14 protein-coding genes and 1 pseudogene are annotated in these 25,924 nt (G+C 67.3%); 10 read left to right on the top strand and 5 right to left on the bottom strand.

Features of this window, described 5'->3' with window-relative positions; translation table 11 throughout:
* Positions 1–33: 33 nt before the first annotated feature.
* Entirely contained in the window at positions 34–2,871 is a 2,838-nt protein-coding gene (locus ABZY11_RS04195; protein ID WP_356477636.1) for a BTAD domain-containing putative transcriptional regulator, read from the bottom strand.
* Between the two features lie 216 nt (positions 2,872–3,087).
* Here ABZY11_RS04195 and ABZY11_RS04200 point away from each other — a divergent pair, with 216 nt between their 5' ends.
* A complete protein-coding gene (locus ABZY11_RS04200) occupies positions 3,088–3,858 on the top strand; it encodes an amidase domain-containing protein (RefSeq protein ID WP_356477637.1) in 771 nt (256 codons plus the stop codon).
* Between the two features lie 83 nt (positions 3,859–3,941).
* Here ABZY11_RS04200 and acnA read toward each other — a convergent pair whose 3' ends face one another.
* Positions 3,942–6,656 carry an aconitate hydratase AcnA gene (gene acnA, locus ABZY11_RS04205; RefSeq protein WP_356477638.1) on the bottom strand — a complete coding sequence of 905 codons (2,715 nt, stop codon included), beginning with the start codon at positions 6,654–6,656 and terminating at the stop codon, positions 3,942–3,944.
* A 374-nt stretch (positions 6,657–7,030) separates the two neighbouring features.
* On the opposite strand from acnA, the gene ABZY11_RS04210 reads away from it, so the two are divergent.
* The 3 genes and pseudogenes from ABZY11_RS04210 (at position 7,031) to ABZY11_RS04220 (ending at position 9,659) form a co-directional block, all read left to right on the top strand.
* Positions 7,031–7,639 (top strand): GNAT family N-acetyltransferase, encoded by a 609-nt coding sequence (locus tag ABZY11_RS04210; protein WP_356477639.1) that lies wholly within the window; start codon positions 7,031–7,033, stop codon positions 7,637–7,639.
* A gap of 65 nt (positions 7,640–7,704) precedes the next feature.
* Positions 7,705–7,926: pseudogene (locus ABZY11_RS04215) on the top strand (RraA family protein); the annotation flags it as partial.
* 203 nt (positions 7,927–8,129) lie between these two features.
* Positions 8,130–9,659, top strand: a complete 1,530-nt coding sequence (locus ABZY11_RS04220; RefSeq protein WP_356477640.1) for a UDP-N-acetylglucosamine 1-carboxyvinyltransferase — start codon at positions 8,130–8,132, stop codon at positions 9,657–9,659.
* 237 nt (positions 9,660–9,896) lie between these two features.
* Here the strand turns inward: ABZY11_RS04220 and ABZY11_RS04225 are convergent, their stop codons facing one another.
* The 3 genes from ABZY11_RS04225 to ABZY11_RS04235 form a co-directional block, all read right to left on the bottom strand.
* A complete protein-coding gene (locus ABZY11_RS04225) occupies positions 9,897–10,214 on the bottom strand; it encodes a DUF6308 family protein (protein WP_356477664.1) in 318 nt (105 codons plus the stop codon).
* Positions 10,177–10,581 (bottom strand): DUF6308 family protein, encoded by a 405-nt coding sequence (locus ABZY11_RS04230; RefSeq protein WP_356477641.1) that lies wholly within the window; start codon positions 10,579–10,581, stop codon positions 10,177–10,179. The genes ABZY11_RS04225 and ABZY11_RS04230 overlap by 38 nt, the downstream gene beginning before the upstream one ends.
* A gap of 661 nt (positions 10,582–11,242) precedes the next feature.
* A complete protein-coding gene (locus tag ABZY11_RS04235; RefSeq protein WP_356477642.1) occupies positions 11,243–12,619 on the bottom strand; it encodes an IS1380 family transposase in 1,377 nt (458 codons plus the stop codon).
* Between the two features lie 342 nt (positions 12,620–12,961).
* Here ABZY11_RS04235 and ABZY11_RS04240 point away from each other — a divergent pair, with 342 nt between their 5' ends.
* The 6 genes from ABZY11_RS04240 (at position 12,962) to ABZY11_RS04265 (ending at position 25,546) form a co-directional block, all read left to right on the top strand.
* Positions 12,962–16,492 (top strand): LamG domain-containing protein, encoded by a 3,531-nt coding sequence (locus ABZY11_RS04240; protein ID WP_356477665.1) that lies wholly within the window; start codon positions 12,962–12,964, stop codon positions 16,490–16,492.
* Positions 16,493–16,744: 252 nt separating this feature from the next.
* A complete protein-coding gene (locus tag ABZY11_RS04245) occupies positions 16,745–23,182 on the top strand; it encodes an RHS repeat-associated core domain-containing protein (RefSeq protein WP_356477666.1) in 6,438 nt (2,145 codons plus the stop codon).
* A 55-nt stretch (positions 23,183–23,237) separates the two neighbouring features.
* Positions 23,238–23,624 carry a hypothetical protein gene (locus ABZY11_RS04250; RefSeq protein WP_356477643.1) on the top strand — a complete coding sequence of 129 codons (387 nt, stop codon included), beginning with the start codon at positions 23,238–23,240 and terminating at the stop codon, positions 23,622–23,624.
* A 189-nt stretch (positions 23,625–23,813) separates the two neighbouring features.
* On the top strand, positions 23,814–24,380 hold the full coding sequence (locus ABZY11_RS04255) for a polymorphic toxin type 28 domain-containing protein (RefSeq protein WP_356477644.1): 567 nt from the start codon (positions 23,814–23,816) through the stop codon (positions 24,378–24,380).
* A gap of 141 nt (positions 24,381–24,521) precedes the next feature.
* Positions 24,522–24,962 carry a winged helix-turn-helix domain-containing protein gene (locus ABZY11_RS04260; protein WP_356477645.1) on the top strand — a complete coding sequence of 147 codons (441 nt, stop codon included), beginning with the start codon at positions 24,522–24,524 and terminating at the stop codon, positions 24,960–24,962.
* A gap of 299 nt (positions 24,963–25,261) precedes the next feature.
* Positions 25,262–25,546 carry a hypothetical protein gene (locus tag ABZY11_RS04265; RefSeq protein WP_342279330.1) on the top strand — a complete coding sequence of 95 codons (285 nt, stop codon included), beginning with the start codon at positions 25,262–25,264 and terminating at the stop codon, positions 25,544–25,546.
* Positions 25,547–25,924: the final 378 nt, after the last annotated feature.

Here is a 25,924-nt window from a genome sequence, read left to right on the forward strand (position 1 = left end):
CGGGTTCATACGACCGGTCCGGGCCCTCACCGGTCAACTCGTTTCCGGAGCGCCGCCCAGGTCACGCAGAAGCGCGCGGACCTCGTTCACCTCGGGGCTGAGCGCGTGGATGTCGAGGTAGATGGCGAGGGCCTCGCTCAGGGCGTCCCTGGCCGGCTCGACGGCCTCCGTCGCGAGGTGGGCCTGGCTCAGATGGACCAGCGTCTCGGCCTCGTTGTAGCGGTGCCCCAGCGCGCGGTTGAGGTCCAGGCTGTGCTGGTAGCAGTCGATGGCCTTCGCGTGTTCGCCGAGCCGGTGGTAGGCGTAGCCGAGGGTGTCCCAGGTGCCGGCCCGGCCTCGTTCGTCGCCAAGCTCCCGCTGGATCACCAGCGCCTCCTGGCAGCGGCGTACCGATGCTTCGTGGTCCCCGAGCTGGGTGTGGTCCCAGGCCACCGCGTTCAGGGCGCGGGCCCGTCCCGGGAGGTTTCCGGCCGAGGTGAAGTACTCGACGGCGCTCCGGTCGTGCCGCAGAGCGGCGGAATTGTCGCCCTCGCGCTCGTACAGCCAGCCCAGGGCCAGGTGGGTGTGGGCGGCGGAGAGGAGATCGCCGTTCGTCGCCGCGAGAGCCAGCGCGTGGGCGAGTTCCCGGTGGGCTTCGGCGAAGCGCCCGGTCTCCGTGCGGGCCCAGGCGAGCGCGCGGCGGGACTCCGCCTGGGCGGTCGGATCCCCGAGGCGGACCGCGGCGGCGAGCGCCGTGCTGTGCACGGCGGTGACGTCGGGCCACCACGCGCGTCGGGCGAGGAAGGTGGTGATCGCCCAGGCCATCCGCCATGCCTGGGCGTCGTGTCCGGCGCGTACCGCGTGGTTGACGGCCGCTGTCAGCACGGTGTGCTCGCTCGCGAACCACGCCATGGCCCGGTCGGCATCGGCGAATTCCTCAAGGCGCGTGCCGTCCGCCGGCGATGCCGGGGCGAGCGGGTCGCGGTGGGGCAGCAGGAGCCGGTCGGCCGCGTACGCGGTGTGCGCGTAGTGGTCGAGTACGCGGGTGAGTGCCGCTTCCGCCTCTCCGGCGGGGGCAACGGTCTCCGTCATCTCCAGGGCGTACGCGCGCAGCAGGTCGTGACAGGTGAAGCGGCCGGGGACGCGCTCCTGGACGAGGTGGTGGGCCTGGAGGCGGTGCAGCCGGGTACGGAGGCGGGGCGGCGACAGGCCGGTGAGGCTGGCGGCGGCGGGCAGGCCGATGTCCGCCCCGGGTGCCTGGGCCAACTGCCGGAAGACCCGGGCGGAATCGGTGTCGAGTGCGAAATACGAGGAGGCGAAGACGATCCGGATGTCGCCGTTCGCCTCGCCCGTCTCCAGGGCGTCCAGCGGGGTCGCCGCCTCCCGGAGTTCGGCCGCCAGGGCGATCAGGGTGAGCATCGGGTCCGTGGTGAGGCGAGCGGCGAGGACGCTGATGGCGATGGGCAGCCCGGCGCAGTGGTGGAGCAGTTCGGTCGCCGCCCCGGGTTCCGCGGCGATCCGGTGGGAGCCGAGTCGGCGGACGAGCAGGTCTCGCGCCTCGGCGCGGTCGAGCGTCTCCAGGGTGAGCTGGACGGCGCCGTGCGAGGCGGCGAGGCCGGGCAGCCGGTGACGGCTCGTGATCAGGACCGTACAGGTGGGGCTGCCCGGTAACAGGGGCACCACCTGGTCGGTGTCACGGGCGTTGTCGAGCACGATGAGCAGGCGCCGGCCTGCCGTGAGGCTCCGGTACAGCGCGGCCTGGGACTGAGGGGCGGCGGGAAGGCTCCCGGGGTCGGCGCCGAGGGCTTCCAGGAAGCCGCGCATGACCGCGTACGGGTCGGCGGGTTCACCGGAGGGGGTGAAGCCCTGCAGATCGGCGAAGAGCTGACCGTCGGGGCAGCGCTCCTGCCAGCCATGGGCCCAGCGCAGTGCCAGCGAGGTCTTGCCGACGCCGCCGGTGCCGCAGATCACGGCGATCGGCACAGTCCCGCCGTGCGGTTCGTCCTGTGGCGCCAACAGTTTGTCCAGGCAGACCAGTTCGCTGTCCCGGCCGGCCAGCAGGGGCGGCGGAGCGGGCAGTTGTCTGGGGTGTGTCGTGGCGGGGTGCACCGGGTCGGGCGTGGTGTCGCGCGCCGGTGGGGCGAGCCGCGGATCGGAGATCAGGATCTGCTGGTGCAGGCTCCGCAGCGGCGGCGCCGGGTCGATGCCCAGCTCCTCGACGAGACGACTGCGTAGTTCCTGGTAGTGGTTGAGTGCGTCGGCGGGGCGTCCGCCGCGGTAGAGGGCGAGCATCAGCTGCCCGGCGAGCCGTTCGTCCAGCGGGTTGTCCTCGGCGAGCGAGGACAGCACGGTCACCAGCTCGGTGTGGAACCCGCGGCGCAGCTGGAGGTCGCTCCAGTCCAGTACGGCCGCGAGGCGTTCGACCTGCGCCGCCTCGCGCCGGGAGTTGAACCACGGGGTGTCCATGCCGGGACACAGCTCGCCCTGCCAGTTCGCGAGGGCCTCCTGGAAGAGGCGCGCCGCCGCCGGCTCGTCCCCCGCGTGCGCGCTGGTCCTGGCCCTGGCGGAGAGGGCCCGGAAGCGGTGCAGGTCGGCAGCCGTGGCGGCGACGGTCAGTACGTATCCTCCCGACCGCCGCGCGATCCGCGCGTCCTGCGCCGCGGTGCGTAACGCCTGGCGCAGCCTGGAGAGGTAGCTGTACAGCGTCGGCCGGGCGCGTTGCGGGGCGTGCTCGCCCCAGACCCGGTCCACGAGTTCGTCCGCCGTGACCACTTGGCCGGCTTCGAGCAGCAGCACGGCCAGCACACGTTGCTGCCGTGCGGGCCCCAGGTCCAGCCGCTGGCCGTCGACGCGGGCCTCGACCCCTCCGAGCACGCGGAATTCCAAGGCCACGCCACCCACCCCCCGAGCGCGATCCTAGACCGAAGCCAATGGCTCCGAGCAGCTGTTTCAAGCTCTTTCCAAGGTTGGGACAGGGTCGCCCGAGCACGGTGATGTCCATCCCGTCGGACAGGTTCGGGGACGGGCTCCCGGAGAAGACAGCGAAGCCGGCAGCCGAGGACCCACTTGCCGAGAAGCAGGACAACAGCCCGATCTCAAGGAGCAGACATGCGAATTCGCCATGCCCTGGCGACGGCCGGCCTCGGCACCGTGCTCACCCTGGGGGTCACGACGTACCCCGCGACCGCCGTCCAGACCGACACGGCCGACACGGCCGGCACGGCCAGCACGGCCAGCACGGTCGGCAACAAGATCGCCGCCCAGGCACTCGGTCAGTACACCAGCAAGAACGCCGAGGTGAAGAAGCGCAAGTTCGAGGGCGCGGCCAACGGAGTCAACGCCAAGAACAACTGCAACTTCTACACCGGCTTCTGGACCGACCCGCGCAACCGCCGCTTCGACGGCACGAAGGCCCCGCGCACCGGCACCAACCGCGCCACCTGCGGCACGAGCAAGGGCTACATGTACGTCAAGGGCACCAAGACCTGGACGCCCGTGAAGTGGAAGTCCCGCGCCTGGTGCTCCGACTTCGCGAAGTACACCTGGTACTGGGGCGGCGCGAAGGTGACGGGGATCAACGCGTCCGCCGCTTCCTTCCGCAACTACGGGCGCACCAACCACACCTGGCACACCCGCGCCGACGTGGCCAAGAAGAAGAACCCGTACATACCGAAGAAGGGCGATGTCGTCAGCTACGACTGGAACAGGGACGGTGTCATCGACCACGTCGGCGTCCTCACCGCGTACAGCACCAAGTACAAGGCGTACTTCTCCGTCGAGGGCAACTCCAGCGAGAAGCTCAACTACAAGAACACCAAGCAGTCGGCGGTGTCGAAGTACGTCGTCGGCTACACCTCGCCCAAGGCGCTCAAGCGCTGACCGTGCAACGGTGAGCCGGTACGGGAAAGGGCCGCACCCCTTCGTCCTGCGAAGAGGTGCGGCCCACTGCCCTGCCGGACCGGCTACTTGCGGATCAGGCTGCGGAGCACGTACTGCATGATGCCGCCGTTGCGGTAGTAGTCCGCCTCACCGGGGGTGTCGATGCGGACGACCGCGTCGAACTCCACACCGGTGTCGGTGGTGACCTTGACCGTGCGCGGCGTGGTGCCGTTGTTGAGCTCCTCGACGCCGGTGAAGGAGAAGGTCTCCTCGCCGGTCAGGCCGAGGGACTCGGCGGTCGCACCCTCCGGGAACTGGAGCGGGAGGACGCCCATGCCGATGAGGTTCGAGCGGTGGATGCGCTCGTAGGACTCGGCGATGACGGCCTTGACACCGAGGAGCGCGGTGCCCTTGGCGGCCCAGTCGCGGGACGAGCCGGAGCCGTACTCCTTGCCCGCCAGGATGACCAGCGGGGTGCCGGCGGCCTGGTAGTTCTGCGAGGCGTCGTAGATGAACGACACCGGCGCGTCGGCCTGGGTGAAGTCGCGGGTGAAGCCACCCTCGGTGCCCGGGGCGATCTGGTTGCGCAGGCGGATGTTGGCGAAGGTGCCGCGGATCATGACCTCGTGGTTGCCTCGGCGCGAGCCGTAGGAGTTGAAGTCACGACGCTCGACGCCGTGCTCCGTGAGGTACTTGCCGGCCGGGGTGTCGGCCTTGATCGCACCGGCCGGGGAGATGTGGTCGGTGGTGACCGAGTCGCCGAGCTTGGCCAGCACCCGGGCGCCGGTGATGTCGGCGACCGGGGTCGTCTCCATCGTCATGCCCTCGAAGTACGGGGGCTTGCGCACGTAGGTGGACTGCGGGTCCCACTCGAAGGTGTTGCCGGTCGGGATCGACAGAGCCTGCCACTGGGCGTCGCCCGCGAAGACGTCCTGGTAGGACTTGTTGAACATGTCCTCGCCGATGGAGTTGGCGACGACGTCGTTCACCTCGGCCTCCGACGGCCAGATGTCCGCGAGGTGGACCGGCTTGCCGTCCTGGTCGATGCCCAGGGCGTCCTTGGTGATGTCGACCTTCATCGAACCGGCGATGGCGTACGCGACGACCAGCGGCGGGGACGCCAGGTAGTTCATCTTGACGTCGGGGTTGATCCGGCCCTCGAAGTTACGGTTGCCGGAGAGCACCGAGGTCACGGCCAGGTCGTGCTCGTTGACCGCCTTGGAGACCTCCTCCGGCAGCGGGCCGGAGTTGCCGATGCAGGTGGTGCAGCCGTAGCCGACGAGGTTGAAGCCGACCTTGTCGAGGTACGGGGTGAGGCCCGCCTTGTCGAAGTAGTCGGTGACGACCTTCGAGCCCGGGGCGAGGGTGGTCTTGACCCACGGCTTGCGGGTCAGGCCCTTCTCGACCGCCTTCTTCGCCACGAGCGCCGCGGCGACCATGACGTACGGGTTCGAGGTGTTGGTGCAGGAGGTGATCGCGGCGACGGTGACGGCGCCGTGGTCGATCTCGTACGTCGTGCCGTCGGGGGCCGTGACCGTGGTCGGACGCGACGGGACACCGTTGGAGGAGGCCGGGGAGTCGGAGGCCGGGAAGGACTCCTTGCCCGACTCCTCGTCCTCGGAGACGTAGTTGCGCACGTCCTGGGCGAACTGCGCCTTGGCGTCGGCGAGGACGATGCGGTCCTGCGGGCGCTTCGGACCGGCGATCGACGGAACGACCGTCGACAGGTCCAGCTCCAGCTTCTCGGAGAAGTCCGGCTCGGCGGCCGGGTCCAGCCAGAGGCCCTGCTCCTTGGCGTACGCCTCGACGAGCGCGACCTGCTGCTCGTCGCGGCCGGTCAGGCGCAGGTACTTCAGCGTCTCGTCGTCGATCGGGAAGATCGCGGCGGTGGAGCCGAACTCCGGCGACATGTTGCCGATGGTGGCGCGGTTGGCGAGCGAGGTGGCGGCGACGCCCTCACCGTAGAACTCGACGAACTTGCCGACGACACCGTGCTTGCGGAGCATCTCGGTGATGGTCAGCACCAGGTCGGTGGCGGTGGTGCCGGCCGGGAGCTCGCCGGTCAGCTTGAAGCCGACGACGCGCGGGATGAGCATGGAGACCGGCTGGCCGAGCATCGCGGCCTCGGCCTCGATGCCGCCGACGCCCCAGCCCAGCACACCGAGGCCGTTGACCATGGTGGTGTGCGAGTCGGTGCCGACGAGGGTGTCGGGGTACGCCTGGCCACCCCGGACCATGACCGTACGGGCCAGGTGCTCGATGTTGACCTGGTGAACAATGCCGGTGCCCGGGGGGACGACCTTGAACTCGTCGAAGGCGGTCTGGCCCCAGCGCAGGAACTGGTAGCGCTCCTTGTTGCGGCCGTACTCCAGCTCGACGTTCTGGCCGAAGGCTTCCTTCGTACCGAACTTGTCGGCGATGACGGAGTGGTCGATGACCAGCTCGGCCGGGGCGAGGGGGTTGATCTTGGCCGGGTCGCCGCCCAGCTCCTTGACAGCCTCACGCATGGTGGCGAGGTCCACGACACACGGCACACCGGTGAAGTCCTGCATGATCACGCGGGCCGGCGTGAACTGGATCTCCTGGCTGGGCTGCGCCTGGGAGTCCCAGCCGCCGAGCGCCCGGATGTGGTCGGCGGTGATGTTCGCGCCGTCCTCGGTGCGGAGCAGGTTCTCCAGCAGCACCTTCAGGCTGTAGGGGAGGCGCGCGGAGCCCTCGACCTTGTCCAGCTTGAAGATCTCGTACGACTCGTCGCCCACGCGCAGCGTGCTGCGGGCGTCGAAGCTGTTCGCCGACACGACAGTCTCCTTCATCAATGTGCGCGTACTCCGCGCCGCGCCTCATCAGGCCGGGCGCCGCGTGGTGCCGCCTACGGCCCCTCGACCATCCGCTAAGGTAAGGCTTAGTTAGGTAACCCTTACCGGGTGGCGGACTGCGGTGCGCCTTCGGCATATATCTCGATGTCGAGATAACTCTAGTACATCACCGCCGGGCGGTCATGCGGGGGCGCCGCCTGTGACCACCCTCATTCGATCGAGCCACCCCCTCGGTGAAACGGGACAACCGAGACAAGCCATCAGGAATGCCGAGCGGCGCAGCTCATGGCCGGGGCGCGTCTGCCGAATCACCACCCCGCCCGACCCTTCAAGATCACCGGATGCAGAATGCCCGTATGCCGATAACAAACACGCCGAAAACGGCAGCAATCGATGATGCCGCACAAATCAGTCGTTCCCTGGCCCGCGCCTTCGACGACGACCCGATGATGCGCTCGTTCTTCCCGGACGACGCCTCGCGCCAGGCGTCACTGACCAGCTACTTCACCACGATCTTCACCCGGCAGTACGTCCACAGCAGCGTGTGCGAGCGCACCGAGTCCGCGGCGGCCTTCTGGGTGCCGCCGGAGGCGCAGGCCAAGGCCGTCCCCGACACGGAGACCATCCAGGAGCTGCTGAACATCCTCGGCGACCGGGCCGGGCTGTTCAAGGACACCGTCGAGACGGCCGCCAAGCACACGCCCGAGGAACCGCACTGGTACCTGGCATTGATCGGCGCCGACCCCGCCGCCCAGGGCACCGGACAGGGAGCCGCCCTGCTGCGTTCGGGGCTGGCCAAGGCCGATGCGGCGGGCCTGCCCGCCTATCTGGAGTCCTCCAAGGCGTCCAACCTGCCCTTCTACGAGCACTTCGGCTTCATCGTGCGCAATGAGCTGCAACTGCCGGGAGGCGGGCCGACGCTGTGGGCCATGTGGCGCGAGCCGAACCATCCGGTCAACGCCTAGACCGCCGGCCGGGGCGGGGCCCCTCCGCGACCGCCCCGGCTTCTGCGCCCCGCGGGACGGAGTGCGGCGGCAACGTCTGTGCCGTCGCCCAACGCCGGGGAACAGCGGCATTCGTGACCGACAGGGTCATCCGCGACCTCGCCGAGGTGCGCGAGACGGGATTCCCCGTCTTCGCCAGGGCCCTCACCCCCGTCCCGGGAGCCAAGAAGGCCGTCGGACCGCACAACGGCCCCGCGCGGTGCGGCGGTGCGGATGTGGACGCCGGCGACTTCGTGGTGGCAGACGAGGGGGCATCGCGGTCGCTCCCCGTACGGACGCACACCGCGCGCGGTCGCGGCGAACCGGGTGGACCATGGAACGCACGGTGCACACCGGACCCACGCATTTCTTGCGGGTCCGGCCCGCAACTGACGTGCCGACACGCCCGGGCGTCACCCGAACACCACACCCCGGCACAGGTCTCATCTCATATCTGAGATAACCTTTCGCCATGTCAGACGATTACCTCGTACGCATCGGCAAGCTCATCCGTGACGCCCGTCAGCATCGGGGCTGGACACAGAGTCAGCTCGCCGAGGCGCTCGCCACCAGCCAGAGCGCCGTGAATCGCATCGAGCGCGGCAACCAAAACATCAGTCTTGAGATGATCGCGCGCATCGGTGAGGCACTCGACAGCGAGATCGTGTCGCTCGGCTACGCCGGGCCCATGCACCTGCGGGTGGTCGGCGGTCGCCGACTCTCGGGCTCCATCGACGTCAAGACGAGCAAGAACGCGTGCGTGGCACTGCTCTGCGCCTCGCTGCTCAACAAGGGCCGTACGGTACTGCGCCGGGTGGCTCGGATCGAAGAGGTCTACCGCCTCCTGGAGGTGCTGAACTCCATAGGCGTGCGGACCCGGTGGATCAACGAGGGAACCGATCTGGAGATCGTCCCGCCGACCCGGCTCGACATGGACGCCATCGACGCGGACGCCGCCCGCCGGACCCGTTCCATCATCATGTTCCTCGGTCCGCTGCTGCACCGCATGGACCGGTTCAAGCTCCCGTACGCGGGCGGCTGCGACCTCGGTACGCGAACCATCGAGCCGCACATGATCGCGCTGCGCCGCTTCGGTCTGGAGATCGCCGCGACCGAGGGGATCTACCACGCCCAGGTCGACCACTCGGTCACCCCCGGCCGCCCCATCGTGCTGACCGAGCGCGGCGACACCGTGACCGAGAACGCGCTGCTGGCCGCCGCCCGCCACGACGGCACCACCGTCATCCGCAACGCGTCGTCCAACTACATGGTCCAGGACCTCTGCTTCTTCCTGGAGGCGCTGGGCATATCCGTGGAAGGCATCGGCACGACCACGCTGACCGTGCACGGAGTTCCGCACATCGACGTGGACGTCGACTACTCCCCGTCCGAGGACCCGGTCGAGGCGATGAGCCTCCTGGCCGCCGCCGTGGTGACGGAGTCCGAACTGACGATCCGCCGGGTACCGATCGAGTTCCTGGAGATCGAGCTCGCGGTGCTTGAGGAGATGGGCGTCGACTGCGACCGTACGACGGAGTACGCCGCCGACAACGGCCGTACCCGCCTGGTCGACCTCACCGTCCGGCCCTCCAAACTGGAGGCGCCGATCGACAAGATCCACCCCATGCCGTTCCCCGGGCTCAACATCGACAATGTGCCCTTCTTCGCGGCGATAGCCGCCTCGGCCCAGGGCCAGACCCTCATACACGACTGGGTCTACGACAACCGGGCCATCTACCTCACCGACCTGAACCGCCTCGGCGGCAGACTCCAACTCCTGGACCCGCACCGGGTACTGGTCGAGGGACCGACCCGGTGGCGCGCCGCCGAGATGATGTGCCCGCCCGCGCTGCGTCCCGCCGTGGTGGTGCTGCTCGCCATGATGGCGGCCGAGGGCACGTCCGTACTGCGCAACGTGTATGTGATCAACCGCGGTTACGAGGAGCTCGCGGAGCGCCTCAACTCCGTGGGCGCGCAGATCGAGATCTTCCGGGATATCTGAAAGCCTGCAGAAGAAACACCGTCACACCCCTCCTGACCTGCACAAATGCAAGGCGAGGAGGGGCGTGACGGAGTCCCTGGGACTTTTCTGGGACTTTGAACCAGGAACGACGGCTTACGAACACCGCCCTCTCCACATGATGAGTCATCGGCAGCACATCAAATTTGGGGGCAGCCGATCAGACTGCCAGCTCGGTGGCCTCCGCCTACGCCTCCCCGCCGCACTCCACCCGAGAGCTCAGCTCGTCGGGACCTGCCCCTGCCGTCCTTGATGCATCCAGGCGATGACGTCGAACACACGCAGGACGCCGATGTCCTCACCGATCCCCGCCTTGTTGCGGAGACGGGCCAACTGATCGTAGAAGGCACCATTGTCCGCCCGCAGAGCTGCAGGCAGCGCTGCCCAGAAGGAGTGGTCTGTCTTCGGTCGCTCAAAGAGCTGCTTGATGCGGATGTCGTAGATGGGGATGAGGTGGGGACGCTTGCGTGCCAGCAGTTTGCCTGCTACAACCGGGCCGCTACCGTCGAGCTTGCCGGGGGTACTGCTTGGTGCCAGCCAGGCGTTCCCAGAATTCCCACGCCGGTCCGCCCTCCGCTATGAGTGCATCACTTCGGGGGTCCTCCAAACGTGCGTCACGAGAGATGAGCGACAGCAGGCGCGCCCAGTGCCCGTCGGAGTCGGTCAGCAAGTTGATCGCCCCATGCGGCTCCAGGAAGACACTGAGCGTGGTGATGGCCACCAGGTCGTTGCTGTCGAAGCGGTCCTCGACGTGCTCGGCGTCCCCGCCCCCGCCCAGGCGCTCGAAGGACGCGCCGGAATAGAACAGGTCGCCGCATGAGCGTCGTCGGGTGAAGTGCTCACCCAGCAGGCTCACGGCCTTCTCGACGCCCCAGTAGATCTCTGGGATCTTCAACTCGATCACCCGAAGGCCTCAGCTCCATCTCCACCAGCGATGTGTCGCGATGGCGGGCCCGAGCTCGGGCCCGCGCCCTGCGTCTGCCCCTCTTGTACGTGGCGGCGAACTCCGTCAGCATCAGCCGGGCCCTATCGAACCGCTTGGCCTCGAACTGTGAGATCCCGCAGGCGTATTCGCCATACTGGATGAATCCGTCGGTCTTCCCGGCTAGTACTGAGACCGACTTGTTGGGCAGCGAGAGGGCCGTCGCACGGAGTTGGTGCAGCGCGTCCCTGGCCGCGTAGGAGTTACTCCCGCCGGACGGTCCGGTTCTGCTCCGATTTCCACCCGGATGCCTCGGCCTTGCCTTCCCTGCCTGCACCAAGCCCGGGGATGTCTCGTCCAGTTCGTCGCGGTCCCTGCTGGCCGAAATAGATCAATGTGATGCACGACATGGTTGACCACCGTGCTTGATCAACACATGATCCACACAGATTCTTTTAAAGAAAAACTAACCTCGGTCTTGCATGACGGCTCGTCAGCTTGGCTGACGGGCCGTTTCTGCTTGTGCGGGTCGGGTCTTCTGCCGATAGGTGTGGCGAGGGCCCGGCTGTCGCGTCGGGTGGGCGCCGGATTCCACGGCTCCGGAAGTGGTCGACTGCTCGTCGGGATGGGGCGATGTCGCTGGTCAGCCGGGGTTCGGCAGGGTGTGTAGGCGCGTGAACGCGCTGGTGATCACGTCGGTCCAGGGCCAGTGGCGGGCCAGGCGGAGGTAGCTGCGGCGGCCGGTGGTGACGACTTGGGCGGCGGCGGAGAACAGCCGCAGCCGCAGGCGCTTGGGTTCCCACCGGCGAGCGGACCCGGTCAGCGCGAGCATGGGCATCCAGGCGAGCAGGTCGAGCGCGAGCTGGACGATCTCCAGCCAGACCTGGTTCTGGGCGGCGTCGTGGAGCGGCAGGTTGCGCAGGCCGGTGTCGCGGGCGGCGCGGACGCGGTCCTCGGCGCGGGCCCGCTGGCGGTGCCGCAGCTCCAGGGCGGCGATCGGCGTGTGCTTGGTGTTGGTGGTGAAGCAGGTCAGCCGCATGCCGTCGGCGTCGGTGAAGCGCAACTGGGCGCCAGGGTGCGGTCGTTCCTTGCGGACGATCAGCCGCATCCCCGTCGGCCAGCCACTGAGGACGTCGCCAGCGAGCTCGGCAACCCAGGCGCCCTCGCGGATCTCGCCGCCGGGTTCGACGGCCGGGGTCCAGGCCGGGGCCGGGATCTTCAGCACGGCGGCGTGGATGGCATCGGTGATGGTCATCCCGACCGAGTAGGACAGCCATCGTCCGCGTGCGGTCAGCCAGTTGAGGAAGTCGTGGGTGCCGCCGGCGGAGTCGGTGCGGATCAGGGTGCGGCGTCCGCGCCGGTACTTCTTCGGCAGCTGGGCCAGGGCCACGCGGGCGGCCTCGATGTGGTCGGCGGCGGTATTGCTGCCCGCGTTGCCCGGCCGCAGCAGGCCGGCGACCGGTTCTCCGGAGCCGCCGGGGCCGTGGTCGACGAACGCGAACAGCGGGTGGTGGCCGAACGTCTTCTTCCAGGTCTTGGCGGCGTGCTCCTTCTCGGAGTGCGCGAGGACCAGCACTCCGTCGATGTCCACGATCACCTCGCCGCCCGCGTCCGGGGCCGCCTCGCCGGCCAACTTCCAGACCCGACAGCGGACGTCGGCTCGTGCCCGGCGGATCGCCGCCAGTGCACGGGGTCCGGCCGAGGCGAGGGTGTCGACCAGACGGGAGACCGTCGGGTCGGAGGCCACCGGTCCGAACACGGCGGGCTCGGCCCGCAGCATCGCGACATCGGACAGGCAGTCCCCGCCCAGGGCCACCGCAAGCGCGACGTCCAGCAGGATCTTGCCCGGGTCATGGACCGCGCGCGCCTTGCGCCACGGCCCCAGAGCCGTCGACATCGCCACCTCGAGCCCACTCTTGCGGGCGGTCTCGACCAGCAGCACGGCGCCGGACTGCGAAACCACCCCGCGACCACCGCCCTCGACGCGGACACGCGGGTACGACCCGCTACGCTTACTCACCTGGAAAGTGCCTCCGACCGGGGCGGGAACAGGGACCTAGACAATCCTCATTCTCGCTGGTCAGAGGCCCTTTCTGCTTTTCTGACCACCTGTCGGACAGCTGGCCTTATGAAAGCCCGAGGCTAAGGGGATGGGTGGGGCGTGTTTACTCAGGGACGGGGGCACAGCTGGCGTCAGGCGGTGCGAAGTTGGGCCGTAGCCGTCGCACTTCTGGGGAGTGCGATTCCGGTGGTCGGGGTCGGAGCGACTCCGGCAACAGCCCATGACGGAGTGGCCCCGACAGCGGTCGACGGGACTCTTGAGTCGAAGGCCAGTGTTCTCGCGGGGGAGACCGGTCAGCGAGTGGCTGTGGATGGGGCGACTACCGAATCGACCCAGGTCTTCGCCAACCCGGACGGCACCTTCACGCAGGAAATGAACGCGGCTCCGGTCCGTGCCCGGAGGGACGACGGTACCTGGGCACCCATCGACACCACCCTCGTTCGCGAGACCAACGGCTCTGTGCGGGCGAAGAACACGACAGCTGGTCTCACTTTCTCCGGCGGCGGCAGCGGGGATGGACTGGTCACGCTGAAGGACAAGGGACACGAGCTGCGGCTCGGCTGGCCCACTGCGCTCCCGGAGCCCCAACTCGACGGCGACGCCGTCACGTATGCCGGAGTCCTCCCGGACGTCGATCTGAAACTGACTGCGCTGAGCTCCGGCTACACCTCGGTGCTCGTGGTCAAGACCGCGGAGGCTGCAAAGAATCCGGCGCTCGAGACGATCAGAATGAGCGTCTCCGGCACTGGTCTGGACATCGCCCCGACAGCCGATGGCGGTTTCGTCGCCCGCGACGGCGATGGCTCCCCGGTCTTCGAGAGCCCGGCAGGGCGGATGTGGGACTCGGCCGGTGACACCCCGGCAGCGGGCATCACCACGCAACTCGACCGCACCGTTTCAGCAGAGCCCAAGGGCGAATCGCAGGCGAAGGAGGCAGGCCCATTGCCTGCCGCCGGGGGTGAGCCTGGGCCTTCGGAGGGCCCCGGCAGCGGTGACGCGGCGGCCGAGCTCCCGCTCAAGGTCGTCGGCACCACTCTGGAGATCACCCCTGATCCGGCCCTGCTCCGCGGCGAGGACACCGTCTTCCCGCTCTACATCGATCCGCCGACCAAGGGCATCGCGCTGGGCGACTGGACGGCCCTGGCTTCCAACGGCACCAAGTACTGGGAGTTCGACGGGGACAAGGGCGTGGGGCGCTGCTCCAATTACGCCCTCTACCTCTGCTCTAGCAGCCCGTACACCCAGCGCATGTACTTCGAGTACCCGCTCTCGTCGATCCACGGCAAGAAGATCCTGGACGCGACGCTGGAGGTATATCAGCTGTGGACGTTCACCTGTGATCCGCACTGGTACGACCTGAGCCACGTCAACAAGGGCATTTCCTCCAGCACCACCTGGTCGACCCGCCCCGCCGCGGACGACCTGATGGGCGACCGGAACGTGGCCTACGGCCGGGGCAGCCTGTGCGACCCGTCGCAGCCGGCGAACTGGGTGCGCTTCAGCGACAACGTGGGCGAGGAGACGAACGAGAATCTGACGACGACCCTCGCGTCCCACGCCGCCAACAAGTCGGCGCAGATCACCTTCTCGCTGACCGCACACGACGAGTCCGACGCCGCCGCCTGGGCGCGGTTCCGCAACGACGCGAAGCTGTCGGTGACCTACGTCTCCTACCCGGACAAGCCGACCTCGTACGGCGTCCAGCAGGGCACCACCGGGCGGGCCTGCAACGCCTCCACGCTGCCCTTCGCCACCAGCGACACCACGCCGAAGATGCTGGCCACGGTGCAGTCGGCGGACGGCGCCAACGCTCAGGTGCGCGCCCTGTTCGAGGTGTGGAAGGCCGACGGCTCCAGCCGTGCCTGGTACGCGGCCTCGCCGGACGGCGCCTGGGTTGCCGACAACGCCCCCCGCGACGCGACCTCCAGCGCGCTGCCGGCACAGACGGACTACCGGATGCGGGTCAAGACGCAGGCGTACTACAAGACGGACCGGGGAGCCACCGGTGTCCTGGATTCGTCCTGGTCGTCCTGGTGCTACTTCCGGGTCGACACCGATTCGCCGCCACCTCCGGTGGTGACCAGCGCGGACGGCGTCTACAAGCCGGCCGAGACCGATCCGGCCGCCGGCGGGGTAGGCACGTCCGGCAAGTTCACCTTCACTCCCGCGGACACCAACCCCACCACGCCCGGCATCCAGTCGGACGTCGTCAGCTACAAGTGGAAGCTGAACAGCGGCGTAGTCTCCGCCCCGATCACCGTCGCCAAGGGCGCCGCCACCACCCAGACGATCACACCGAACCAGGCTGGTGAGAACACCATCCAGGTCTGGGGCTTCGACGCGGCCGGACACAGCTCGCTCACCGGCTATTACAGCTTCCTGGTGAAGGGCGCCGAGAAGCCTGCGGGGATCTGGCACCTGGACAACGCCCTCACCGACGCCACCACCGCCACCCAGCACCCGTTGACCTCCTCGGGGGCCACCTGGGACACCCTGGCCCGCAGCGGCTCCGGCGCGGCGAAGCTCAACGGCACAAGCGCCTACCTCTCCACCCCCGGCGCGGTGCTCGACACCACCAAGTCCTTCACCGTCTCGGCCTGGGCGCGCCTGGAGAAGAAGGACGTCAACTACACCGTTCTGTCCCAGGCGGGAACGAACGCCTCCGGGTTCCAGCTGTACTACTCCACGGCCGCCAACGCCTGGATCTTCAACCGGCACCAGACAGACGTCTCAAGTCCGGAGATCACTCGCTCGATCGGAGCGAAACCGCCGGTTCTGAATGCCTGGACCCATCTTGCCGGCGTCTACAACGCGGCGTCGCAGACGATCCAGCTCTACGTCAACGGCGTCCCGCAGGGCGAGCCGGTGCCGTTCACGGTGACCCCGTGGAAGGCGTCCGGCGGACTGCAGGTCGGCCGCCTGTGGGCCTCGGCGACCGGCAAGGAGAATTTCGCCGGCACCATCGACGAGGTCAAGGTGTGGTCTCGCACGCTGGCGGACACCGAGGTCGCCCATGACGCCTGGCTGGAGGACGAGGACATCAGCGACGGCACCGCCGGTGACCCGGTCCCGGCGCTCGTCGCCAAGTGGGACGCCACCGACATGGCCAACGCCGCCGGCACCACGGTGAAGGACACCAGCGGCTTCGGCCGGAACTTGACACTCAACGGGGCCGCGCTCACCCAGTTCACCACCGGAGACCCGGATATCGGCGAAGAGGTCACGACCACGCAGTCGATGACGCTGAACGGCACCAGCGCCTATGCCACCGCCGCCGGCCCGCTCCTCGACGACTCCGGTTCGTTCACCGCGACCGCCTGGGTCACGCTGGACCCGGCCAAGCTCGCCGACACCACCAAGTCCTACGCGGTGCAGGTGTTCGGCCAGTCGGGGACGAGCCAGTCCTCTTGGGGTGTCTGGTACGAGCAGCCGGCCGGAAGCACCCAGGGACGGTGGACGTTCGGCCGCCCCGACAAGGACGGCACCGGAGCCGCCTGGACCGAGAGCGAATCCACCGCATTCACCACCGCTCAGCTGGGAGTGCCCGTCATGCTGACAGTCGTCTACGACGCCCAGACCGCAGCCGACCCCGAGGACACCTCCAAACTCGGCGCGCTCAGGCTGTACGTCGACAGCGCCCTGATGGGCGACGAGGACGGCGTGCCGTACTCCACTGCCTGGCAGGGCGCCGGAACGTTCGAGATCGGCCGGGCGAAGATCAACGGCGCCGCCGCGCGCTACTTCCCCGGAAAGATCGACAGCGTCCGCGTCTGGGCCGGAGCCACCTCCACCGACACCATCGCCAACCGGCACAACATCGAGCAGCGGTAGAAGCGGGGACGGTCGGAGTGCTCGCGCTACTGCGCGATCTTCGACCAGTTCAGGCCCGGGTGCTGCTGATACCGGCGCCCGGGCCGTCTCGCACTTCTCCAAGCTCCCGTAGCACGCGCGTCTTGACGGGCGCGCGCCAAAGGCAGCGCTCGCGGCGCCGATGCCATTGCCGGAGCGTTTCCCGCCCACCATTGAACACGGAGAGTAACTGTGTCCTCGCCCCCCTTCCGTAAGCGCTTGCCAGGGGCCGTCATACGCCGCTGGCTCGGCCGCGGAGCCCTCGTCGTCTCCCTCTCTGTCCTTCCGCAAGTTGTGATCCCCTCGGGGTACGACTTCGCCGCCCAGGCCCAGACCGCGACAGCCCGAAAGCAGTTGGAGGACCGGCCTAAGGCGAAGATCGACAAGGTAGGCAGGTTCAAGCCCGGCGCGTCCAAGGCCCCGAAGAACAAGGCCGCCTCCGCCTCGGACAAGACCCGTGAACGGCTGAAGAAAACCGCATGGCCGAAGGCCGGGAAAGCCACCGCCGAGGTCGAGGCGACCGGCAAGGCCCCTGTCACCGTCGGCGGGCTCGACGTGGAGCTGGCCCAGGAACCCGCAGCCCCGGCACCCAAACTGGCGAAGAGCAAGACGAAGGCGAAGGCCACCGGTCCGGCCGACGAGGTGGCGCTCAGCGTCCACTCCCAGTCGGCCGCGAAGAAGGCGGGCGTCAACGGCGTCCTGCTCACCATCGACCCGGCGGAAACCGCATCCGGAGACCCCGCCCGCGACACCGACAATCTCCGGATCTCCCTGGACTACTCCACCTTCAACGACGTCTACGGCGGCAACTACGGCCCCCGTCTACGCCTGGTGAAGCTCCCGGCGTGTGCGCTCACCACCCCGGAGAGGAAGTCCTGCCGCACCCAGACCCCAGTCGCAAACGCGGACAACGACGCAGAGTCCCAGACCCTGACGGGCACTGTCTCCGCCCGCACCCTCGCAGTCGGCGCCCCGGTGCTGCTGGCGGCGGCGGCAGACAGTTCGGGCGGCGGAGGCGACTACGCCTCCACCCCGCTGTCCCCGACAGCGACCTGGGAGGCCGGTGGCAGTACGGGTGACTTCACCTGGAACTACCCGCTGCGGGTTCCCCCGGCGACGGCCGGCCCGTCCCCGAACCTGTCCATCTCTTACAACTCGGCCTCGGTGGACGGCCGCACGGCCGGGGAGAACAATCAGACCTCGGTGGTCGGCGAGGGCTTCTCGATCACCGAGTCCTACATTGAGCGCAAGTACGGCTCCTGCAAGGACGACGGCCAGGCTGGCAAGGGCGACCTGTGCTGGAAGTACGCCAACGCCACCCTGGTCCTCAACGGCAAGGCCGTCGAACTGGTCAACCCCTGCGCCGACAAGGCGTCCTGCGACACCGCAGCCCTGTCCCAGGCGTCCGGCGGCACCTGGAAGGCGAAGAACGAGGACGGCACCCGCGTCGAGCACCTGACTGGCGCCACCGGTAACGGCGACGACAACACCGAGTACTGGAAGGTCACGGACGCGTCCGGCACCCAGTACTTCTTCGGTAAGCACCGGATGCCCGGCTGGAGCGACAAGGGCACCACCGCCACTACCGACGACGACCCCGTCACCAACTCCGTGTGGACCGTCCCGGTCTTCGGCGACGACTCCGGAGAGCCCTGCTACAAGTCCACCGGCTTCGCCGACTCCTCCTGCAACCAGGCATGGCGCTGGAACCTGGACTACGTCGTGGACACCCACGACAACGCCTCCACCTACTGGTACAGCAAGGAGACGAACTACTACTCCAAGAACGCCGACACCACTGTCAACGGCACCGGCTACACCCGAGGCGGCTACCTCGACCGCATCGACTACGGCCTGCGCAGCGACCTGATCTACTCCAAGCCCGCCGCCCAGCAGGTCAGCTTCACCTACGCCGAACGCTGCGTCACCTCGGGTGGCTGCTCCAGCCTGACGGCGGACACCAAGGCCAACTGGCCCGACGTGCCATTTGACATGATCTGCGCGTCGGGCACCAAGTGCACCACCCAGATCGGCCCGGCCTTCTTCACCCGCAAGCGCCTCACCGACATCACCACCTCCGTGTGGACCGGCACCGGCACCACCCGCCGGGACGTGGACACCTGGCACCTGGACCAAAACTTTCCCGACACGGGCGACGCCTCCTCGGCGAGTCTGTGGCTGAAGTCCATCCAGAACACCGGCAAGGCCAACACCACCGCAGCCGCCATGCCGCCGGTCACCTTCGACGGCATGCAACTGCCCAACCACGTCGAGGGCAGCGGCCCGGACACCCTGCGCTACATCAAATGGCGCGTGCGCAAAATCAAGTCCGAGACCGGCTCCACCCTCACCGCCAACTACTCCGACCCTGACTGCATCTGGGGCTCGAGCATGCCAGCGGACATCGACAAGAACATCCGCCGCTGCTTCCCGGTCAAGTGGTCCCAGTCCGGGGCAACCCCGGTCACCGACTGGTTCCACAAGTACGTGGTCACCTCCGTCTTCCAGGACGACCCATACGGCCACGGCGACACCGGCGAGAAGTACTACGACTACCAGGGCGGCGCCGGCTGGGCCTACGCCGACGACGAGGGCCTGACGAAGGCCTCCAACCGCACCTGGTCGCAGTGGCGCGGCTATGGCAAGGTCGTGGAAACCTCCGGCGACTCCGAGGGCCCGCGCAGCAAGAAGGTAACGCTCTACATGCGCGGCCTGAACGGCGAGAAGAAACTCGACGGCACCGCACGCATGGAAAAGGTCACCGACTCCACCGGCACCGCTATCGACGACTCCCGCCAGTACGCCGGCTTCGTCCGCGAGACCATCGCCTACAACGGCACCGAAGAAGTCAGCGGCACCATCAACAACCCCTGGTCCCACAAGACCGGCAGCCATGCCTACAGCTGGGGCACCACCGACTCCTGGATCGTCCAGGCCGACGAGACCACAACCCGCACCAAGACCTCCACCGGCACCCGCACGGTCAAGCAGAAGACCACGTACGACACCACGTACGGCATGCCGATGACCGTGGAGGACAGTGGCGACACCGCCAGGACCGGCGACGAGGTTTGCACGCGGACCAACTACGCCCGCAACACGACGGCCTGGCTGGTGGCCGCTGTCAGCCGCGTCGAGGTGTACTCCGCCTCCTGCGAGCAGACTCCAGCGATCCCCGGGGACGTCATCTCCGACGTCACCACGGCCTACGACAACCAGGCGGCCGGTGTGGCGCCCACCAAGGGCGAGATCACGGCCTCATACCGCGTGGCCAGTTACGGTGCGGTCGACAAGAAGCCCGTCTACCAGCAGGTCTCCGGCTCCACCTACGACAAGCTGGGCCGCCCGCTCACTGCGACCAACGCCCTCAACCGCACGGTCAGAACCACCTACGTCCCCGATGACACCGGTTACGGCCCGCTGACGTCCAAGACCGACATCGACCCCAAGCTCTACACCTCCACCACCGAGGTGGACCCGGCCTGGGGCACGGCCACCAAGACCACCGACGCCAACCTCAATGTCACCGAGTGGTCCTTCGACGCGCTTGGCCGCCTGCGGTCGGTCTGGAAGCCGGACCGTTCCCACGCGCTCGGTGACGCAGCCAGCATCGTCTACGCCTACAGCATCAACAACGACAAGGAGACTTGGGTCCGCACCGACGCCCTCAAGGCCGACGGAAAGACCTACAACAACTCCTACGAGATCCTCGACAGCCTGCTGCGGTCCCGCCAGAAGCAGGTCCCCGCGCCCAACGGCGGCCGGGTGATTTCCGAAACCCTCTACGACGACCGCGGCCTGGCATACATCTCCAACAGCCAGATCCACGACAACAACGCCCCCTCAGGCACCCTGGCCAACACCTACCCCGGCTCCACCCCGGCCTCCACCGAGACGGTCTTCGACGCCGCCGGCCGCGCCACCGAATCGATCTTCCGGGTCTACGACCAGGAGAAGTGGCGCACCAAGACCGAGTACCAGGGCGACCGCACCGCCGTCACCGCCGCCGCGGGCGGCACCGGCACCCTGCATATCACCGACGCCCGCGGCCGGCTCATCGAGCGCCGTGAGTACGGCGGCCCGGCCCCGACCGGCACCGACTACACCCGCACGCTCTTCGAGCACGACGCGTCCAGCCGGCTGACGAAGATGACGGGTCCGGACAACGCCGTCTGGTCCTACGACTACGACCTGCGCGGCCGCAAGACCACCTCCACCGACCCCGACAAGGGCACCGTCTACACCACCTACAACGAAGCCGACCAGCCGGTGACCACCACCACGACCCTGAACCAGGTCCCCCGCACCCTGATCACCGACTACGACGAGCTCGGCCGCAAGATCGGCACCTGGGACGGGGTGAAGGACAACGCCCACCAGCTGACCAAGTTCACCTACGACTCCCTGGCCAAGGGCAAGCCGACAGCGTCGATCCGCTACGTCGGAGGCACCACCGGCAAGATCTACTCCCAGGTCGCAACCGGCTACGACGCGCTCGGCCGCCCCAAGGGCACCAAAACCGTCATCGCCGCCACCGACCCCCTGGTGGACACTGCTGGCGCGCCACAGACGTTCACCACCTCCACCACCTACAACATCGACGGCACCGTCCAGTCCACCTCGCTCCCCGCGGTAGCCGGTCTTCCCGCCGAGACCGTGACCAACAGCTACAACGCCCTCGGCATGCTCACCGGCACCGACGGCATGACCGACTACGTCCAGAACATCGGCTACTCCCCGTACGGCGAGATCGAGGAGACCCGCCTGGGCACCTCCACCGATGCCAAGCAGCTCCAGATCCTCAACCGCTACGAGGACGGCACCCGCCGCCTGGCCAACACCCACACCGTCGACCAGACCAACACCGGCTACACCAGCGACGCCAACTACGTCTACGACGCCTCTGGCAACGTCAAGTCGATCACCGACAACGCCAACGGCAAGGACACCCAGTGCTTCGCCTATGACGGCTACCGCCGTCTGACCGAAGCGTGGACGCCGTCCTCCAACGACTGCACCACCGCCCGCGCGGCGTCCGCCCTCGGCGGGCCGGCCCCGTACTGGACCAGCTGGACCTACAAGCCCGGCGGCCTGCGCGACACCCAGACCGAGCACAAAGCCACCGGCGACACCAATACCGGCTACGGCTACCCCGCTGTCAACGCCTCCGGCACCGGACAGCCCCACACCCTGACCTCCGTCACCGTCAACGGCGGCACCGCCAAGACCTACACCTACGACGAGCAGGGCAACACCACAAAGCGCTACGGCCCCACTGGCACCGCGCAGAGTCTCACCTGGGACATCGAAGGAGAACTCACCCGACTCACCGAAGGCGCCAAGAGCACCGACTACCTCTACGACGCCAACGGCGAACTCCTGATACGCCGCGGCCCCGTCAAGACCGTCCTCTATCTGGGAGGTCAGGAACTCCACTACGACACGGCCGCCAAGAAGTTCACCGCCCAGCGTTACTACCCGGCCGGTGATGCCACCGCCGTCCGCACCGAGACCAGCCTGTCCTGGATGGTCGACGACCACCACGGCACCGCTTCGATGACAGTGGACGCCACCACCCAGGCCGTCACCCGCCGCTACACCAAGCCCTTCGGCGAAAGCCGTGGCACCGCACCGTCGGCCTGGCCCGATGACAAGGGATTCCTCGGCAAGCCCGCCGACGCCGACACCGGACTCACCCACGTCGGCGCCCGCGAATACGACCCGGCCACTGGACGTTTCCTCTCCGTCGACCCGGTCCTTGCCCCCGACGACCATGAGTCCCTCAACGGCTACGCCTACGCCAACAACACCCCCGTCACCCTGGCCGACCCCACCGGCCTCCGCCCAGACGGAGCGTGTGGCGGCGCATCAAGCTCCTGCGGCGGTGGCACCGAAACCTGGACGCTCAACGACAACGGGGGCTGGGACTGGAGCTACACCCAGACCTACACCAGCAAGGGCACATCTGGGGGCTCAAGCGGCACCTTCACCGCGGTAGTCACCCAGACTCAGAACAGCACGACGGCCAAGATCACCTTCAAGAAGGGGCCAAACCCCAAGCCGGAACGCAAGGAGGGGAAGGAGAAGGTCCTGGACCTCAATGCCCAGGAACTGGTCACGCTCTGGGCGATGGGCGGGCCGCCCGAGGTCACGCTTCCCCCGGACGGCGAATTCGTCAGGCAGCTTCGCACGGAGACCCACTTCAGATCGTTTCTCAGCAAGATTCGGGGCCTGATCAAAGACGGTGTTTACACGCAAAAGGGGAGGTTCGACAAGTCTCACGTGAAGCGGACCACCGGCGAGAAGCTCTGGGAGGTGCTCACGGACTTCACCGGGTTTTTCACCGAGGGAATCTACGGCGGCAGCCCCGCGAGCATGGCGCTCGGTTCCTACAACCTCTCCTACGAACTGCTCGGGGTGTCCTGCCAGCCGGCCAAGACAGATTCGGAGTGGGATCACGGAGCACGGGTCGGCCAGGTGCGGGTATCGGTGTCCAACCGCATGACGGTAGCCTCGGCTCTTCGCAACCCGACGGACGACGGGTACAAGAACGGAAGCTCTAACCCGATCGCGAAGGCAGGCTCTGACGGCGTCAAACGGATCTGGCCCGACGGTCAGAAGGACATCACTGTGAGGATCAACTGGATCGAGGAAGTCTATGTGCCGTACTAGGCGAAGCCGACGGGCACTCTTCGCCGCCGTCGTCTCCACCGTCCTCGTCACCGGCGTGTCCGCCTGCGAAAAGGAGGAAGGGTATCCCGTCCCGAAGGAAGGTGAGGTCGTCGGCTCCTGGAGCAACCCCGGAGGAGACTGGATCAACTTCAAGAAGGGCGGGAAGGGAACCATCTCCGCAGGGGCGCAGCTTCAGCTGAGCGAACTGATGGAGAAAACCGACACCAAGGATGTGTGCGAGTTCTCCTGGGGCATGGACACCGTGCCTGCAGGGGGCGACAAGTGGGTTTCCGTCAACTTCGCGGCCGGGCAGTGCGGGTTCTCTGGGCCGGGCGAATTCGGTCTCTATTGTTACGAGGATTCCGGGGAACTGCGCCTGTCACCGGCGGTAGAATTCCCGAAATCAGAAGAGATCTATTCACGCTCGAATACGACACCATAGAGAATCTCCGGTAACCGGGAATCCGTAAGGCACAGTATGGCCTCTCCAATATTTTGGAGGGGCCATACTTTTGGTTGGCGTGAATCCCGGAGAGGAAGGGGCTCTACGCATATCGAATCTGCTGCGACGAACTAACCGAGGGGGATAAGGGGATAGACCCAAGTGTCCCCGTGATCAAATGAGGCTTCGGTGAACGTAGACAGAGCCAAATGTGGGACGCTAGATCACGTATATCTGAGCTACTTCCGAGATAGAGGCATCACTGGATGTAAGGCCGACTGGCGTCAAGTCGCTCGCGACGGCTGGTTCGGAATTGTCGTCTGGATCCTTGCCGTCATCCTGGAACTGGCCTTCGCAGGTCTAGGTTGGTTCTTTCTTTGCGCTCTGCCTACACTTGACGGTTTCTGTCTCAGCCTTCCGCTCGCGGGCGACGCGGCCAAGCAGCTCGACAACATAATCGACGCAATCAAGCTCGCGAACAAGATCCCCACCTCGCCATTCTCCGCCAAGATCGACAATTGCGCCGAGCGCTTGACGATGAAGGACCTCATTGGGGCGGCACGGGAGTTGAAGGGAGAGGTAGTTAAGCGGAAGGCGAGCGGTGTCCCCTGGGATCATGTCGACGAAGCTCACAACGCCCAGGGGTTCCTACTCAATCAAATCGCAGCCATCAACAGGAAACTGGCCCATCCTGGGACGGATGCCGCCATGCGAAACCTTTTCGTCGCCGACCTGGGCGCGCCAGCAGAATGCTGAATTTATCCGAGCAATTCGTCCCCAGAACCAAGTGAGTGGAGCATGATACTGAACTTGATTGGGCGATGTCGGGCCGTTCGCCTGACATCGGCTGAGTCGGGTCGGTAGCTGTGTGGTGTGAGATACGCGCAGGGCGGCGGTTTGACCGATGCCAAGAGGGCTGCAAGAGAGCGGATCCGGCCGGAAGCGGTCGGTCGCTTCGAGAACGGCGCGAAGAACCGGGAGATCGCGGCCGCGCTGCGGGTGAGCGAGCGGTCGGTGGAGCGCTGGCGCCGTCAGTGGCGTGAGCGGGGTGAAGAGGGTGTCCGGTCGAAGGGATCGCCAGGGCGTCCGAGGCTTTCGGCTGACCAAATTGCCCAACTGGAGCGGGAGTTGGAGCGCGGCCCTCTCGCTCATGGCTGGGCTGACCAGCGGTGGACACTGGCCCGGGTGAAGACTCTGATCGGACGGCTGTTCCACGTCGGCTACACGGTGGAGGGGACATGGCGGCTGCTGAAGCGCCATGGCTGGTCGTGGCAGCAGCCGGCCCGCCGGGCGATCGAACGTGACGACGGAGCTGTGGAGTTGCGGGGGGTTGGATGAGGTCGGCTGGTTGCGTGCCGGCTGTCGGGCTACGGGCCCGGCCGGCTCGGTCTCGGCACCCCGGGCCTGGAGGTCTACCCCGCCGCTGCCTGCTCTTCCGTGACGGCGCCGTGCCCACAGCGTGCCCTTAAAAGGGCACAACAACAGTCAACAGCAGTGCGAATGCGCTTTCGCGGGCTGCCGCTAAGTCACATAAGCGCAGGTCAACAGCGACGTGACCTTCCAAGCGCCGTCGCTTCCAAGCTCTTGGCGTCGACGGAGCGGGCCTGATACCCGATCATTCTGGCTAGCCTGGTCGCGTGATCGTCTATCCCCTGTGGCACGTAGGCCGCCAGAACGAAGCCGGGCCTGACGGGGTAACCGTACACATCGACGAGGACGGCGTCTTCATCGATGAGCAGGACAGTGACGACGTCAAGCTGCTGGGCATCTACTCGGCGAAAGAGAAGGCCGAGGAACGCATCGTCCGCGCTCGCCTCCTACCGGGCTTCCGGGACGAGCTCAAGTGCTTCATCATCGACCCCTACCTCCTGGACGATGACACTTGGGAGGACGGCTTCGCACGCATCCCCCACGGGGAGTAGCCCATCTCGAACACGCGGCGTATCCATGGGGTACCCGTCGGCGCGGGTACCGCAGTGCCGCCAGCCTCGGTAGCCTCCGCGTGCCCCCGCCACCGCGCCTGACATGCAGAAGGCCATGGTCGCGCAGGGCATAGGTCGACCACCTCTCCCCGGCATCCCGGCCGCGGGATCTTCACCAGCGGCGACCCGTTCGAGAAATGCGCGTTGCCGATCGCTCAAGGCAGAGATCGCCGATGCACGAACATCAGCCCACACCGCACCCGCACGCCCTGTATAGAGTCGAAAGAATGACCAAAGGTAGCGGGAGTTCCCTGGGACTTTTCTGGGACTTCCGGCCTCATCAACGGGCATGACCGTGAAACAGCCAAAATACCATCC

Source organism: Streptomyces sp. NPDC006510 (assembly GCF_040611955.1).
In the GTDB taxonomy this organism is placed as follows: domain Bacteria; phylum Actinomycetota; class Actinomycetes; order Streptomycetales; family Streptomycetaceae; genus Streptomyces.

What these genes read in the sequence shown, in the direction of transcription:
- ABZY11_RS04220 (WP_356477640.1), top strand. Translation starts at nt 8,130, where the DNA reads ATGTCAGACGATTACCTCGTACGCATCGGCAAGCTCATCCGTGACGCC.
- ABZY11_RS04200 (WP_356477637.1), top strand. Translation starts at nt 3,088, where the DNA reads ATGCGAATTCGCCATGCCCTGGCGACGGCCGGCCTCGGCACCGTGCTC.
- ABZY11_RS04210 (WP_356477639.1), top strand. Translation starts at nt 7,031, where the DNA reads ATGCCGATAACAAACACGCCGAAAACGGCAGCAATCGATGATGCCGCA.